We start from the raw sequence: 14000 nt of genomic DNA, 5'->3' as shown, positions 1-14000 counted from the left end.
CCAGCGTCAGGCGCCGGGGCCGAGCGCGCCACCGAAGCCGGGCGAGCCCACGCCGGCCGAGCCCCCGCCGAGGCCGCGCGCCAGCGGGCCGCGTGCCTCGGGCCGGTCGGTGCTGACGCCGTCGCCGGGGACGATCTCCTCCTGCCCCGCGGCGATCACGCCGCCGGCAGGGTCCCCGGACGCGAGCCCGTCGACGATCAGCTCGCCGGTCGGCGCGGACCGCTTGAGCACGACGAGCGCCACAGGCCCCAGCTCGTGGTGCCGGACGACGCTCGTCACGCGCCCGACCGGGCGCGCCTGCGGGTCGGCGTCGGGGCCGCCGGGGCGGACGAGCGCGCCGGCCTCCGGGACGGTGTGCCCCGACCCGTCGAGGTGCGCGAACGCGAGCCGGCGCGGCGGGCGCCCGAGGTTGTGGACGCGCGCCACCGTCTCCTGGCCGCGGTAGCAGCCCTTGTGCAGGTGGACGGCGGTGCGGAGCCAGTCGAGCTCGTGCGGGATGGTGCGGTCGTCGACCTCGGTCGCGACCCGGGGGCGCCAGGCCGCGACGCGGGACGCCTCGGTCGCCCAGGTGCCGACGAGCCGCCGGCCCACGGCCTCGCGCGCCTCGACCTCACGCACGAGGTCAGCGCGGGGCACCAGCACGAGCCGCCAGTCGCGCTCGGCGCCCGGGTGCTCGTCGTCGGGCAGGCCGTAGCGGGTGCCACCGGGGGCCGTCGTGGGCCACGGGTCGCGCCAGGTCACGGGGCCGCCTTCAGGGCCCTCGGCGTCGACGGGCTCGCCGAGCACCGCGTACTCCGGGGTCGCGTCGGTGATCTCGACGCGCAGCATGAACTTCATGCGGTCCAGCCACGCGGCCAGGGTGGGAGCGTGCGAGCCCTCGGTGATCAGCCAGGTGGACTCGCCGTCGTCGACGACGCCCGCGGCGTGCTCGACGTGACCGTGCGGGTCCAGCACGAGCAGCTCGGTGGACGTGCGCGGCGGCAGGCCGAGCAGGTCCTGAGAGGTGATCGAGTCCAGCCAGCTCAGGCGGTCGGGGCCGGCGACGCGCACCACGCCCGTGTGCGACAGGTCCGCGACCCCGACGCCGCGCTCGAGCGCGCGCTGCTCGGCCGTCGGGTCGCCGTAGTGCCACGCGACGCCCGCGTCGGGGCCGGACGCCTCGACCGCGCCGTGCCGCGCGAGCAGGGGGCTCCGGTAGCCGGTGGCGGCGTCGGCGGTCATGACTGCTCCTGCCGGACGAGCCGGGCCGACGCGTAGTTCTGCAGCGGGTGGCCGAACGCCGCGAGCTCCCAGACCCACATGAGGTCGCCCTCGACGAGGCCGTAGAGCCGCTTGGCGGCCGTGACCTCCGCGGACGACGACGTCCGGGCGATGAGGTCGTGCACCAGGTCGATCCGGCCGTTGCCGACGGCGCCGACGTAGAGGGTCAGCCAGCCCGCCGGGTCCGCGAGCATCACCTCGAGCGGCTGCTGCGCCTCCGTCAGTCCCTCGGGGCGCTCCGGCGAGACGCGCCAGAAGCCCGTCTCGGTCTCCCACACGGGGAGCTCGGCGGTGGACGACGCGACGGGCGCGGCGTCACCGGCCGGGGCATCGCCGTCGGCCGTCCACTCGTCCGGCACGGTCTCGGGGAGCTCGGGCTCGACCAGCCGGATCGTCGACTCGTAGCGCAGGTACGGGCCGCCGTCGTGGTCGAACTCCACGTCCTGGACGAATGCGGCCTCGTCGATCCCCGGGTAGGAGATCACGCCCTCGCCGCGCCAGCGGCCGACGAGCCAGGCGAGCGGGTAGGCCTCGGGCGCGAGCCCCTCGGGGAACTCGAACGGCATGGGTCAGCGCTGGCCCTCGAACAGGCGGTACACCGCGTAGCAGGTGAACCAGACGATCGCGACGGTGGTCACCCCGAGCAGCGTGACGAAGAAGATCTCGGTACCGGTCATGGGCCGATCCTACGTCGGGGAGGTGCCGGTCCCACGGCGACCGACGGGCCCCGGACGTGGCGTCCGTCTCATACGCTCGACCCGTGACCACCCCCACCCCGACCCTCGTCGTGAAGACCACCAGCGGCACCGACCGCCCCGAGGCCGCCAACCAGGCGTTCACCGTCGCCGCGGCCGCCGTCGCGGCCGGCGTGCCGGTCAGCCTGTGGCTCACGGGCGAGTCCGCGTGGTTCGGCGTGCCCGGGCGCGCGGCCGAGCTCGTCCTCGAGCACGCCGCCCCCCTGCCCGACCTGCTCGACGCCGTCCTCGCCGCCGGGACGGTGACCGTGTGCACGCAGTGCGCGGCGCGGCGCGGGATCACGCCCGACGACGTCCTCCCGGGCGTCCGGATCGCCGGCGCGCCGGTGTTCGTCGAGGAGGTCATGACGCCCGGAGCCCAGGCGCTCGTCTACTGACGGGCGGCTCCGCGCGGGACGTCAGGCGGCGCGCAGCCAGGCCGTCGAGCCCGGCGGCCCCGTGAGGGTGACCGTCACGACGTGCGGGCTCGACGTGCGCCACACCTGGACGTACCACCGGTCGCGCACCCAGTGGTAGACCCACGTGTCCGCGTGCGGGGCGCTCACGCCCGTGATCGCCGCGCCGTCGCTCACCGCGATCCGGTACAGGCCGATCGCGAGGTCCCGGACGGGCAGCTCGACGGTGACCGTCCGCGCCACCGGCGGCGAGGGCGACGCCGTCGGCTCGGGGGTCTCCGGGGCGGACGGCGTCGCGGACGGGGTCGTCACCGGCGCGGACGACGGCGTGGGGCCGGGCGACGTGGGCCGGGCGGCGGCGGTGGGCGCCGCGGCCGCCGGCGACGACGGGGCGGCCCCGGGCGCGGGGCCCGCCGGGCCCGCAGCCGACGGGGACGCCACGGGCGTCGGGGCGCGGTCGGGGGCCTCCGTGGCGGCGGCGGTCGACCGGCCGGCGTCGTCGCTCCGGCTCGCGGTGCCGGGGACGTCCGCGGCGCGGCCCGGGGCCGCGGCAGGCGCGCTCGGGTCCGCCGACGCGCCGGCAGACGCCGACGCTGACCGGGGTGCCGACGGGCTCGCGGCCCCCGGGCCGGCGGGTTGCCCCGCGCCCGGGTCGGCAGCCACGCCGCCCGCGGCCATCACCGCGACGGTCGCCGCCGGCGCCGGGTCGCCCCCGTCGCCCAGGACCAGGGCCGCGGCCACGCCCGCCGCGACCGCGAGCACACCGCCCGCGACCGCGGCCGTCGTCGTGCGGCCCCGGCGCGACGCGGCCGTGGCGCCCGCCGTTCCCGACAGGACGGCCGCGCCCTTGAGCCCCGCCCCGGCGCCGAGCCACGGCGCGATCGCCTTGAGCCCCCACGAGACCTCGCGCACGTCGACGAAGGCGCGCGTGCACGCTGCGCAGCCGTCGACGTGCTGCTCGAGCTCCCGGCGCCGGCGCACGCTCAGCCGCCCCTTGAGGTAGGCGTGCATCCCCGCGCGGGCGGCGCGGCAGGAGGCCTCCTCGGTCAGGGCGGCGTGCGCGGCGGCGAACCCCGCGGCGAGGCGCTCCTCCGCACGGCGCAGGCGCACCGTCACCGCGTGCGGCCGCACGTCCAGGCCCTCGGCGATGGCGGTGACGGACCGCTCGTCGACGTGCCTGCTCCAGAGCAGGTCCCGGTCCGCGCCGGTGAGCCCGTCGAGCGCGCGCCGCAGCATGTCGACGTCGGCCTGCCGCTCCGTCTCGAGCGCGGCGACGTCGAGCGCGGGCGGGGCGAGCTCGTCGAGGACGTCGTCCTCGACGGGGCGGGCCCGTGCGGCCTCGCGCGCGAGCGAGCAGGCCTCGTTGACGGCCGCGCGGCGCCAGTACGCGAGCGGCGCCTCGAAGACGACGCCCTCGTGGGCGAGGCGGAGCATCTTCACGAGCGCGCGGCTCGCGGCCTCCTCCGCGTCGACCCCGCGGACGGCCCCCGCGGCGGCGGCGACCACGCGTGGACGGTGCTGTGCCCACGTGCTGGTGTCGTCCACCCGTCACCCTTCCGTCGCGGCTCGTCGGCGGCCACTATGCCATCCTTGCGACCCCCGTCCGGACGCCTCCCGCCCGCCGCTCCCCGGGCCCACCAGGAGGTGCGGCGGAACCGTGTGACATCCGCGCGGCTCGCGCGTCCAGGAGGTATGACACACCCCGTCGACCGCACCGCGCTCCTGCGCCTGGGAGCGGACTATCTCGTCGCGTACGCCGCGCGCGACGCCGTCACGCTGTTCCGTCTGTCCGACCGCTGGACCGACACCGAGCTCCGGGACGCGGCCTGCGAGGTCGCGCTCGTGGGGTTCCGGGCGGCGCTCGGACCGAGCGGCCTGGACGCCGTGTGCTCGCACCTGCGGGCGGCCGCGGCATGAGCGGGCTCCTCGCCCGGGCGAACGTGGCCCTCCGACGCCGCCCGCGGACCCCGCCCGCCGTGCTCGCCCCCGTGTGCCTCGTCGTGGGCGGGCTCGCCGGCGTCGTCGTCGGCGCGCTCACGCTGCGCTGAGGCCGCGGTCGTGCTCCCCGAAGACCCCGACCGCACCGGGTCGCGCCCGGGCCCCGTCGCCTGCGCCGCCGGCTGCAGCCGCCCCGCCGAGCGCGGCCTGCTGTGCGCGGCGTGCCACGGCCGGCTCGCCCGCGCGCTGCGGCAGCTCCCCGACACGATCCTCGACCGGCACGCCGGCTGCGCGCGGCGGGCGTACGACGTCTACGACGCTCTCGCCGGCTGGGTGCGCGACGCCCTGGAGGTGTACCCGCCGCCCACGGCGCGGCCGCCTCGGCTCGACGCGGTCGTGGGCCCGTCCGCGCACGGTCCGCTCACGCCGCGGCACCGGCCGCTCGGCGTGCCCGACGACGCGCACGGTCTCGCCGACGCCGCCCGCGCCCTGTGCGGGTGGCTCGACCGGCACCTGCCGTGGGTCGAGTCCCAGCCGTGGGCGGCCCGCATGGCCGCCGAGCTCGGCAGCCTCGTGGAACCCTGACGCGACGCGGGGCGCCCCTCGTGCGTACCGTGCGGCCGTGTCCTCCCCTGCGACCGCCGGCCCGGCGGCAGACCTCGACCGCCTGCGACGCGTGGCCGTCCTCGTCCTCGAGGGCGCGAAGCCGCTCGACGTCGGGATCCCCGCCCAGGTCTTCACGACGCGCCCGAGCATGCCGTACGAGGTGCGCGTGTGCGGGCCCGCGCCGGGACTCGTGACGGGCGGCGACGGCCTCGCGTACCACGTGGCGTCCGGCCTGGAGGCGCTGACCTGGGCGGACGTCGTGTTCGTGCCGGGGTACCGGTTCCCGGACCGGGAGGACCCGCCGCGGGCCGTCGTCGACGCCCTCGTCGCGGCGCACGACCGCGGCGCCCGGCTCGCCGCGATCTCGACGGGCGCGTTCGCGCTCGCCGCGACCGGGCTGCTCGACGGCCGACGCGCGACCACGCACTGGCACTACACGCGCGCCCTCGCGGCCCGGCATCCCGCGGTGCGGGTGGACGAGAACGTCCTGTTCGTCGACGAGGGCAGCGTGCTCACGTCCGCGGGCGCGGCGTCCGGCATCGACCTGTGCCTCCACGTGCTGCGCGGCGACCTGGGCGTGGCGGCGTCGAACCACGCGGCGCGCCGGCTCGTCGCCGCCCCGTACCGCAGCGGCGGGCAGGCGCAGTACGTGCCGCGCAGCGTGCCCGAGCCGCTGGGCGAGCGGTTCGCCGCGACGCGCGAGTGGGCGCTCCACCGCCTCGACCGGCCGCTGACGCTCGACCTCCTGGCCCGGCACGCCGCCGTGTCGCCCCGCACGTTCTCGCGGCGCTTCGCGGACGAGACCGGGTGCACGCCCATGCAGTGGGTGCTGCGGGCGCGCGTCGACCTCGCCCGCGAGCTGCTCGAGCGGTCCGAGCGGAGCGTCGAGCAGATCGCCGACGACGTCGGCCTGGGCACGGGTGCGAACCTCCGCCTGCACTTCCAGCGGGTCCTCGGGACGACGCCGCGCGAGTACCGGCGCACCTTCGCGGGCGGCGAGTAGCGGCTGGCGCGATCCTTGCGGACCGTGGCGCAGGCGCCTCTGGTCGGTGACCTGCGTCACGCGCGAGCCTGGTGGGGACCGAGAGGAGAACACCCATGACCCGCTCCACCACCCCGACCCGCGTCGCGATCAACGGCTTCGGCCGGATCGGGCGCAACGTGCTGCGCGCGCTGCTCGAGCGCGACACCGCGATCGAGGTCGTCGCCGTCAACGACCTCACCGAGCCCGCCGCCCTCGCGCGGCTGCTCCGCTTCGACACCACCGCCGGCCGCCTCGGGCGCCCGGTGTCCGTCGACGGGGACGACCTCGTCGTCGACGGCCGCCGCATCCGCGTGCTGGCCGAGCGCGAGCCCGCGAAGCTCCCCTGGGGCGAGCTCGGCGTGGACGTGGCGCTGGAGTCGACGGGCCGCTTCACCGCCGCGACCGCGGCGCGCGCCCACCTCGACGCCGGCGCCCGCAGGGTGCTCGTCAGCGCCCCGTCCGACGGCGCCGACGTCACCCTCGCCCCCGGAGTCAACACCGAGGCCTACGACCCGGCGCGGCACACGATCGTGTCGAACGCGTCCTGCACGACGAACGCCCTCGCCCCCCTGGCCCAGGTGCTCGACGAGCTCGCCGGCATCGAGCACGGGTTCATGACGACCGTCCACGCGTACACGCAGGAGCAGAACCTCCAGGACGGCCCGCACCGCGACCCGCGGCGGGCCCGGGCGGCGGCCGAGAACATCGTGCCGACGACGACGGGCGCCGCCAAGGCGATCGGGCTCGTCCTGCCGCAGCTCGACGGGAAGCTGTCGGGCGACTCGATCCGCGTGCCGGTGCCGGTGGGCTCGATCGTCGAGCTCAACACGGTCGTGGCGCGCGACGTCACGCGCGACGACGTCCTGGCGGCCTACCGCGCCGCGGCCGACGGGCGGCTCGCGGGGATCCTCGAGTACTCGGACGACCCGCTGGTGTCGTCGGACATCACCGGGAACCCCGCGTCGTCGATCTTCGACTCCGCGCTGACCCGCGTCGATGGCCGGAACGTCAAGGTCGTCGCCTGGTACGACAACGAGTGGGGCTTCTCGAACCGCGTCGTCGACACGCTCGAGCTGCTCGGCGACTGACGGCCCGCCCGTCCGGTGACGGCCTTCGCCTGTGGGCCGTCACCGGCGGCGAGGGACCGGCCGGGCTCAGCCGGTCGTCTCCCGCTCGACGACGTACGCGTGCCCGTCCGGCCCGACGACCCGCTCGTAGACGGTCCGGATCCGTCGCTCGCGCTCGCGCGCGTCGTCCGAAACCTCGCCGACGGCGTGGACCGGGCTGACCTGGGCCGGCCCGAAGAACGGCAGCAGCGCGGTGTCGAGGCGGTCGCTGAAGGCGTCGCCACGGGGCGAGCGAGAACGGTGTCGTCGCACGGGTGCTCCGTTCGGGAGATGGGGCGCTGGGCACCGATACTTGGTGCACCAACCTTTGGTGCACCCTACACCGCTCGCTCCGGACCTACCATGGCGAGGTGGCCACCACCGCAGAGCACACGACCCGACGCACCGCCGCGGACCCGGACGCCGAGCCGACCACGGCCGACCGTCTGCGGGACGACCCGCTCGCGCTCGAGTCCCAGGTCTGCTTCGCGCTCTCCGCGGGGGCCCGGGGGCTCGTCGCGCTCTACCGACCGCTGCTGGAGCCCCTCGGGCTGACCCACCCGCAGTACCTCGTCCTGCTGGCGCTCTGGCAGGACGACGCCGACGGCCGCCCGGGGACCGTCACCGACCTCGCCGACCGCCTCGCGCTCGACGCCGGGACCCTGTCTCCCCTGCTCCGCCGTCTGGAGGGGAGCGGCCTGCTGACACGGGAGCGCTCCGTCGACGACGCCCGCGTGGTGCACGTCCGCCTCACCGCACGCGGCAGGGCGCTGCGTGCGGAGGCGGCCACGGTGCCGCCGGCGATCGCTGCCGCGACCGGCCTCACGATCGACGAGCTCGCGGAGGTCCACACCGCGGCGTCGAAGGTCGTGGCCGCGGCACGGCGGGCCGGCGTCATCGGGGGCGCCGCGCCGCGCCCCGCCTGAGCCGTCGCCGGGACGGACCCCGCCGCGCGGCCTACCTCACGAGGGACCCCTCCCGGAGGCCTACGTCGTCGCGGGACCCGGTCCCGTGTCCGCGCTCAGGCGGCGGTGGGGCGCAGCCGCCGCAGGACGACGTAGAGCTCGCAGCCGAGGCAGAGGTCGAAGACCGCGTTGAGCACGGCCGCGACGAGCGCGAGCGCCGCGGCGACGGGGATGGCGGCGTCGACGCCCGCGACCCCGAGGACGAGCCCGAGGCCCGTGATGACCAGCCCGACGAGCTGAGCGAAGCGGGGCGGCCGCGGGTCCTCGAGGTCGTTGGGAGGCGCGAGGCGCGGTCGGACGAGCCGCCGGAAGATCGTCCCCTGCCACGTGCCCTGCGTGCCGAGCGCGGCGCCGAGCGCGAACGACGCCGCCACGACCAGCAGCAGCCAGGCGGCGGCGGAGGTCCCGGTGAGCAGCAGGACCACCGCGAGCAGCACCGCCGTCACGCCGGCCCCGAAACGCGGCCCGCGCGGGTCGATGCCCTCGGGCGCGTCGGTGGCGGTGCGGTCGGTCACGCTGTCGTGGCTCATCGTGGGCTCCTGCGGCTGGGGTCGAGGCGCGGGTCGGGCGCCGTCACGCGCCGACGACGGCGAGCGCCTGCTCGGCCTGCGCGCGCCGGACGGCGCCGGTCATCCGTGCGACCTCGTTCCCGTCGCGGTCGAGGATGAGCACGGTCGGTGCGCGCAGCACCGAGAAGCGTCGCACCAGATCCAGGTTGTGGTCGATGTCCATCTCGCGGTGCGAGACGTCGTCACGCCGTGCGACCAGCTCTCCGAGCACCCGTGAGGTCGCGCGGCACGGGCTGCAGTGGTCGGTCGAGAACTGGACGAACGTGGCCGCGCCGCCGAGCTCGACGCCGCGGTCCCGCCACACGTCACCGGCCGTGCGGGCGTCGGCCGCGGGCACGTCGGCGGACGGCTCGGGACCGCGCACCCGCACGACGCCCTGGCGCGAGCGCCACCACCGGCCGAGCACGAGCGCGACGGCGACGACGACGGCCACGAGCAGCACGCGCACCAGCACAGGAGACCTCCACGCCCCGGGGGACCGAACAGGTCAGCCGATCAGCCGGCCGACCACGAAGATCAGGATGCCACCGACGGCGACGGGCACGGTCGCGGCGCTCAGGGACGCCCACCGGCCCCGCGCCGTGGGCACGTGCCCGAACAGCGCCGTCACCGACGTCACGACGACGCCGGCGACGAGGCCCGCCCACAGCCCCGACGGCCAGTCGATGCGGGGCAGCGCCCGGGCCACGCCCGCCCCGGCGCCCGCGGCGAGCGCGACCGCAAGGAGGATGCCCGTCCAGCCGTGGAGCGGCGTCGAGCACACGACGGCGGCCACCGCGATCGCGACGGCGCAGCTCACGACGAGGGCCGCGCCCTCCTCCGAGAGGCCGGCGGCGAGCCAGCCGGAGCAGCCCACCGCGACGACGATCCCCGACACCTCGCCGGACACGTTCGCCACGACGTCCTCGCGCGGCCCGCGCCGGGCCAGCTCGTTGACGAACGCGAGGAGCAGACCCATCGCGACGACGACGGGGAGGTTGCGCAGCACCGGCTCCCCGTCGGTGACGTCCACGACCAGCGCCGCCCCCAGGCCGACGAGGGCCACCAGGAAGCCCGACGCGCCGCGGGCGTGCAGGTGCATAAGACCGGACCAGCCGATCGCCGTCAGGAGCACGAGGACGACGACCGCGCCCGCGAGCGGCACGGTGCCGAAGTACGCGGCCACGGCGACCAGCGCGGCGAGGCACGCGGTCACGACGGAGCGGGTGGTCGACCTCATGCGTGGCCGAGGGTCGGACGCTCCCCGCGGGCACGGGCCGTCACGGGGACACTGGGGGTGGGCACGCCTCCGAGTGTCCCAGATCCGCGCCCGGATCAGGCCATCCGTCCCGCGACGCGGGCGGCGCTGGTCGGGCGCGGCGCGCGGAGGCGCTACCGTGGCGACACGCGCCGCACGACCACCGAGTGGAGGTGACGAGGTGGCACAGCTCCTCGTGCTGACCCCGACGACGGGAGGATCCGTCGAGATCCTCCCTGCCCTCGGCCTGCTCTCGCACCGGGTACGGGTGCTGCCGATGGAGCCGTCCGCGCTGGTGGACGCCCCGGACTCCGACCTGGTGCTCCTCGACGCGCGACGCGACCTCGTGGCCGCCCGCACCACGTGCCGGGTGCTCCGCGCGACCGGCATGACGGTGCCCCTCGTCCTCGTGATGACCGAGGGCGGGCTGACCGTCGTGACGGCCGAGTGGGGCGCGTCGGACGTCGTCCTGTCGGACGCGGGACCGGCCGAGGTCGAGGCCCGGATCCGCCTCGCCGTCGAGCGGGGCGCCGGCAGCGCCCGCGACGACAAGGAGGAGATCTCCGCGGGCGAGCTGACGATCGACGCCTCGGGGTACACGGCGCGGCTGCGCGGCCGCCCCGTGGACCTCACGTACAAGGAGTTCGAGCTCCTCAAGCACCTCGTGCAGCACCCGGGCCGCGTCTTCACGCGCGCCCAGCTCCTCCAGGAGGTCTGGGGCTACGACTACTACGGCGGCACCCGGACGGTGGACGTGCACGTGCGTCGTCTGCGCGCCAAGCTCGGCCCCGAGCACGAGCAGCTCATCGGGACGGTCCGGAACGTCGGCTACCGGTTCGATCCCCCCAAGGAGCGACGCGAGCGCGCCGGGACCGCGGACGGCTCCGCGCCGGCCGCCGTCGGCGCCGGGCACGGCACGCCGACCGAGGACGCGCCCGCCGTGGGCAGCGACCCGGTAGGTTCGCTCGGGTGATCGCCGACTACTCGACCGCCCTCGTCGAGGGTCCGTGGCGGCACGAGTTCGTCGCCGCCAACGCCGCCCGGTTCCACGTCGCCCTGGCGGAGCCCGCGGGCGAGCAGGGCGCACACGGCACGCGCGCGCCGCTCGTCGTCCTCCTGCACACCTACCCGCAGTTCTGGTGGGCGTGGCGCCACCAGGTCGAGGCGCTCGCCGGCGCCGGGTACCGCGTGGCCGCGATGGACCTGCGCGGGACGGGCGCCTCCGACAAGCCGCCCCTCGGCTACGACGTCCCGACCCGTACGCGCGACGTGGCCGGAGTGATCCGGTCGCTCGGCGCGGACTCGGCGGTCGTCGTCGGGCACGGGGAGGGCGGCACGATCGCCTGGGCGATGGCGGCCATGCAGCCCGCGGTGACGCGGGCCGTCGCCGCGCTCGCCGCTCCGCACCCGGCGCACCTGCACGTGTCGCACCGCGCCCCGTACACGGCCGCGATGCGGCGGCACGTCGCGTTCGCCCAGGTGCCGTTCCTGCCCGAGCGGGCGCTCGGCGACGGCAGGCTGGTCGACGACGTGCTCCGCGGCGGGGCGGTGCGCCCCTTCGACGAGGAGACGCTCGAGCTGTACCGGACCGCCGCCCGGATCCCCTTCGCCGCGCACTGCTCGACGGAGGCGCTGCGCTGGTCGGTGCGCTCGATCCCCCGGATGGACGGGCGCCGGTTCACCACGGCGGTGCGCCGCCGCGTCGACCAGCCAGGTCTGCTGCTCCTCGGCGCCGAGGACCCGTACCTGCGCACGGACGCCGCCGCGATCGACGCGACCGCGCTCGTCCGGAACCTGCGGGTCCAGGTGCTCGACGGCGTCGGGCACTACCTCCCGGAGGAGGACCCGGAGGCGGTGTCGGGCGCGCTCGTCGAGTGGCTGGCCACGCTCGAGCGGTGACCACGCCGACACGCGGAAGTCGGCGTTTCGTGCCCGATGGCGCAGAATGTGCGGATGTCGAACGCGCAGCCCGGGTGGTACCCGGACCCGAACGCGCGCGGTCGCATGCGGTGGTGGGACGGCGTCCGCTGGCACCACGCGACCCGCGCGGAGACCACGCAGGCTCCCGCGCCTGCCGACCCGGACGCCGCCACGCCGCCCAGCGCCCCTGACGCGACGACGCAGGCCATCCCGCTCGCACCGGTGCTGCCGTCGCTCATGGAGGCGGCCCGCGAGCTGGGCGCGGAGGGGCCGCTCGGGGCTGACGGCGCCCACACTCCGGGCGCCGACACCCCGGGCGCCGACACCCCGGGCGCCGACACCGGGTCCGGGGACGGTCCCGGCCGCCGGCGGCGGAAGGGCTGGTGGTGGGCCGCGGGCGCGGCCGGCGCCGCCGCGATCGTCTGCGCAGCGGTCGCGCTCCCCGGGCACGACGGCGACCCCGCCGCCGCGCCGAGCCCCACGCCGTCGTTCGTCACGCTCGACCCGGCGGCCCGCGCGCACGCGACGCCGACGCCCACGGCGACGCCGACCAGGACGCCCACGCCGACCCCGAGCGCGACCGCCCGCCCGACGCCGACGCCCACGCCGACCGCGACGCGGACGCCCGTCCCCTCCGCCACGCCCACCCGCGGGGCGACGACGAGGCCGGGCCGCACGACAGGGCCGTCGACGACCCCGTCCGCCTCCCCGACCGCGACGCCCAGCGCGACGACGAGCCCGACCGCGACGCCGACGCCCACCCCCGTGCCCACGGGCCCGGTCGAGCCGCTCGCGTCGGGCACCTGCCCGAGCGACGCGCCGATCATGGTCGTCTACCACACCGCCTACGGCCCCGACAGCTGGATGTACACCCACGCGACGCCCGACGAGTGCTACCGGTCGTTCGACGACGCGGAAGCCGCCGGCTACTGGCGGGGCCTGTGACGCGCTGGGCGCGCGCCCTCGCCGCGGGCGGCGTCGCCGCCCTGCTCGCGGGCACGGCCGCCTGCGCGCCGACCGCCTCCGAAGGGCACGACGGCGCGACCCCGGGCGGCCCCGCCACCACGGCTCCGGCCACGACGGCGACCGCCGGGACCGCGCTCGCCGTGCTCGGGACGCTCCCCGTCAAGGGCAGCGCGCCCATGACCGGCTACGAGCGCGACCGGTTCGGCGCCGCGTGGAAGGACGTCGACCACAACGGCTGCGACACGCGCAACGACATCCTCGGGCGCGACCTCGACGACGCGACGTACAAGGCAGGGACGCACGACTGCGTCGTCCTCACGGGCACCCTCCCGGACCCGTACTCGGGGCGCAGCATCGCGTTCACGCGCGGCGTCACGACGTCGACGGCGGTGCAGATCGACCATCTCGTCGCGCTCGCCGACGCCTGGCGCACCGGCGCCCAGCTGCTGTCCCCGGCCACGCGCGAGCTCCTCGCCAACGACCCGCTCAACCTCCTCGCCGTCGACGGGCCGCTCAACGAGCAGAAGTCCGACGGCGACGCCGCCACCTGGCTGCCGCCCGCGAAGTCGTCCCGGTGCTCCTACGTCGCGCGGCAGGTGGCGGTCAAGCAGCGCTACCGCCTGTGGGTGACCACCGCCGAGAAGGCGGCGATCACGCGCGTCCTCGACACGTGCCCCGCGCAGCGCGTGCCCGTGGGCGGCCTCACGGGCACGAAGGTGGTGACGCAGAAGGGACCGTCGGGTGCGTCGGCGACCACGGCGCCGTCGTCGGGGACCGGGAAGCCGACCACGACGCACCCCGCGGTCGCGGCGCCGGTCTCGGCGTACGACTGCCCGAGCTGGGCGCCCATCAAGGGCAACGCGTCGAGCCACCTCTACCACCTGCCGACGGGCGGGTCCTACGACGCCACGAAGCCCGAGGTGTGCTTCGCGACGGAAGCGGCCGCACAGGCCGACGGGTACCGGGCCGCGAAGCGGTAGCGCGGTGTCCCCGTGATCAGCGCTCCGCGTCGTTCCTCTACCGCTCGCAGGCGTCGTCGTACCGGCTCATGAGGCTCTGGACGAAGTCGTCCCGCTCGGCGTTCGAGACGAACCTGTCAGCAGGGGCGAGCTCCGTGACCCCCTTCTCGAGCGCGCCCTCCGTCGCGTCGTAGCGGTCGCCGTCGATCGCATCCCGGACGGACACGTGGACGTCGGGGCCCCCCTGCGTCGTCGTGCGGTCTTCGTCCCACCTGCGCCGAGGCCACGGACTCGTCGACG

Annotated in this window: 19 protein-coding genes; 11 read left to right on the top strand and 8 right to left on the bottom strand. The window is 76.7% G+C overall.

The window, feature by feature from the left end; all coding sequences use genetic code 11:
- Nucleotides 1–6: 6 nt before the first annotated feature.
- Both ACLQ14_RS11525 and ACLQ14_RS11520 read right to left on the bottom strand, forming a co-directional pair.
- Nucleotides 7–1221, bottom strand: coding sequence for a YgfZ/GcvT domain-containing protein (locus ACLQ14_RS11525; protein ID WP_425813066.1), 1215 nt, complete (start codon nt 1219–1221; stop codon nt 7–9).
- Nucleotides 1218–1826: an FABP family protein gene (locus ACLQ14_RS11520; protein WP_425813064.1), complete on the bottom strand. Its 609-nt coding sequence runs from the start codon at nt 1824–1826 to the stop codon at nt 1218–1220. Before ACLQ14_RS11520 ends, ACLQ14_RS11525 begins: the two co-directional genes overlap by 4 nt.
- Before the next feature lie 194 nt (nt 1827–2020).
- Between ACLQ14_RS11520 and ACLQ14_RS11515 the strand changes: the two genes are divergently transcribed.
- Entirely contained in the window at nt 2021–2392 is a 372-nt protein-coding gene (locus ACLQ14_RS11515) for a DsrE family protein (RefSeq protein WP_425813062.1), read from the top strand.
- 21 nt (nt 2393–2413) lie between these two features.
- Here ACLQ14_RS11515 and ACLQ14_RS11510 read toward each other — a convergent pair whose 3' ends face one another.
- Nucleotides 2414–3955 (bottom strand): zf-HC2 domain-containing protein, encoded by a 1542-nt coding sequence (locus ACLQ14_RS11510; RefSeq protein ID WP_425813060.1) that lies wholly within the window; start codon nt 3953–3955, stop codon nt 2414–2416.
- A 147-nt stretch (nt 3956–4102) separates the two neighbouring features.
- Between ACLQ14_RS11510 and ACLQ14_RS11505 the strand changes: the two genes are divergently transcribed.
- The 5 genes from ACLQ14_RS11505 (at nt 4103) to gap (ending at nt 7066) form a co-directional block, all read left to right on the top strand.
- A complete protein-coding gene (locus tag ACLQ14_RS11505; protein ID WP_425813058.1) occupies nt 4103–4327 on the top strand; it encodes a hypothetical protein in 225 nt (74 codons plus the stop codon).
- Nucleotides 4324–4458, top strand: coding sequence for a hypothetical protein (locus ACLQ14_RS11500; protein WP_425813056.1), 135 nt, complete (start codon nt 4324–4326; stop codon nt 4456–4458). Before ACLQ14_RS11505 ends, ACLQ14_RS11500 begins: the two co-directional genes overlap by 4 nt.
- A 10-nt stretch (nt 4459–4468) precedes the next feature.
- On the top strand, nt 4469–4933 hold the full coding sequence (locus tag ACLQ14_RS11495) for a hypothetical protein (protein ID WP_425813054.1): 465 nt from the start codon (nt 4469–4471) through the stop codon (nt 4931–4933).
- Between the two features lie 82 nt (nt 4934–5015).
- The gene (locus tag ACLQ14_RS11490; protein ID WP_425813962.1) at nt 5016–5957 is read left to right on the top strand and encodes a GlxA family transcriptional regulator; all 942 of its coding nucleotides are present in this window, start codon (nt 5016–5018) and stop codon (nt 5955–5957) included.
- Between the two features lie 95 nt (nt 5958–6052).
- Nucleotides 6053–7066: a type I glyceraldehyde-3-phosphate dehydrogenase gene (gap, locus tag ACLQ14_RS11485; protein WP_425813052.1), complete on the top strand. Its 1014-nt coding sequence runs from the start codon at nt 6053–6055 to the stop codon at nt 7064–7066.
- Nucleotides 7067–7132: 66 nt separating this feature from the next.
- Here gap and ACLQ14_RS11480 read toward each other — a convergent pair whose 3' ends face one another.
- Nucleotides 7133–7357 carry a hypothetical protein gene (locus ACLQ14_RS11480; RefSeq protein ID WP_425813050.1) on the bottom strand — a complete coding sequence of 75 codons (225 nt, stop codon included), beginning with the start codon at nt 7355–7357 and terminating at the stop codon, nt 7133–7135.
- Nucleotides 7358–7455: 98 nt separating this feature from the next.
- On the opposite strand from ACLQ14_RS11480, the gene ACLQ14_RS11475 reads away from it, so the two are divergent.
- Nucleotides 7456–8010 (top strand): MarR family winged helix-turn-helix transcriptional regulator, encoded by a 555-nt coding sequence (locus ACLQ14_RS11475; RefSeq protein WP_425813048.1) that lies wholly within the window; start codon nt 7456–7458, stop codon nt 8008–8010.
- 95 nt (nt 8011–8105) lie between these two features.
- On the opposite strand, the gene ACLQ14_RS11470 is transcribed toward ACLQ14_RS11475, so the two are convergent.
- From ACLQ14_RS11470 to ACLQ14_RS11460, 3 genes are read right to left on the bottom strand one after another with little or no spacing between them, the layout of a single operon-like run.
- The gene (locus ACLQ14_RS11470) at nt 8106–8579 is read right to left on the bottom strand and encodes a DUF4395 domain-containing protein (RefSeq protein WP_425813047.1); all 474 of its coding nucleotides are present in this window, start codon (nt 8577–8579) and stop codon (nt 8106–8108) included.
- A 43-nt stretch (nt 8580–8622) separates the two neighbouring features.
- Nucleotides 8623–9066: a thioredoxin family protein gene (locus ACLQ14_RS11465; RefSeq protein WP_425813045.1), complete on the bottom strand. Its 444-nt coding sequence runs from the start codon at nt 9064–9066 to the stop codon at nt 8623–8625.
- Between the two features lie 39 nt (nt 9067–9105).
- Nucleotides 9106–9837 (bottom strand): hypothetical protein, encoded by a 732-nt coding sequence (locus tag ACLQ14_RS11460; protein WP_425813043.1) that lies wholly within the window; start codon nt 9835–9837, stop codon nt 9106–9108.
- A gap of 199 nt (nt 9838–10036) precedes the next feature.
- On the opposite strand from ACLQ14_RS11460, the gene ACLQ14_RS11455 reads away from it, so the two are divergent.
- Genes ACLQ14_RS11455 through ACLQ14_RS11440 form a run of 4 tightly spaced genes read left to right on the top strand, consistent with a single transcriptional unit; the run spans nt 10037 to nt 13721 of the window.
- A complete protein-coding gene (locus ACLQ14_RS11455) occupies nt 10037–10828 on the top strand; it encodes a winged helix-turn-helix domain-containing protein (protein WP_425813041.1) in 792 nt (263 codons plus the stop codon).
- On the top strand, nt 10825–11754 hold the full coding sequence (locus ACLQ14_RS11450) for an alpha/beta fold hydrolase (RefSeq protein ID WP_425813039.1): 930 nt from the start codon (nt 10825–10827) through the stop codon (nt 11752–11754). Before ACLQ14_RS11455 ends, ACLQ14_RS11450 begins: the two co-directional genes overlap by 4 nt.
- Nucleotides 11755–11808: 54 nt before the next feature.
- A complete protein-coding gene (locus ACLQ14_RS11445) occupies nt 11809–12720 on the top strand; it encodes a DUF2510 domain-containing protein (RefSeq protein WP_425813037.1) in 912 nt (303 codons plus the stop codon).
- Nucleotides 12717–13721, top strand: a complete 1005-nt coding sequence (locus ACLQ14_RS11440; RefSeq protein ID WP_425813035.1) for an HNH endonuclease family protein — start codon at nt 12717–12719, stop codon at nt 13719–13721. Before ACLQ14_RS11445 ends, ACLQ14_RS11440 begins: the two co-directional genes overlap by 4 nt.
- Nucleotides 13722–13758: 37 nt before the next feature.
- On the opposite strand, the gene ACLQ14_RS11435 is transcribed toward ACLQ14_RS11440, so the two are convergent.
- Nucleotides 13759–13926 (bottom strand): hypothetical protein, encoded by a 168-nt coding sequence (locus tag ACLQ14_RS11435; RefSeq protein ID WP_425813034.1) that lies wholly within the window; start codon nt 13924–13926, stop codon nt 13759–13761.
- Nucleotides 13927–14000 lie beyond the last annotated feature (74 nt).

This window comes from Luteimicrobium sp. DT211, assembly GCF_049844995.1.
Taxonomy (GTDB): Bacteria; Actinomycetota; Actinomycetes; order Actinomycetales; family Cellulomonadaceae; genus Luteimicrobium.
This window is presented reverse-complemented; position numbering and strand designations above follow the sequence as displayed.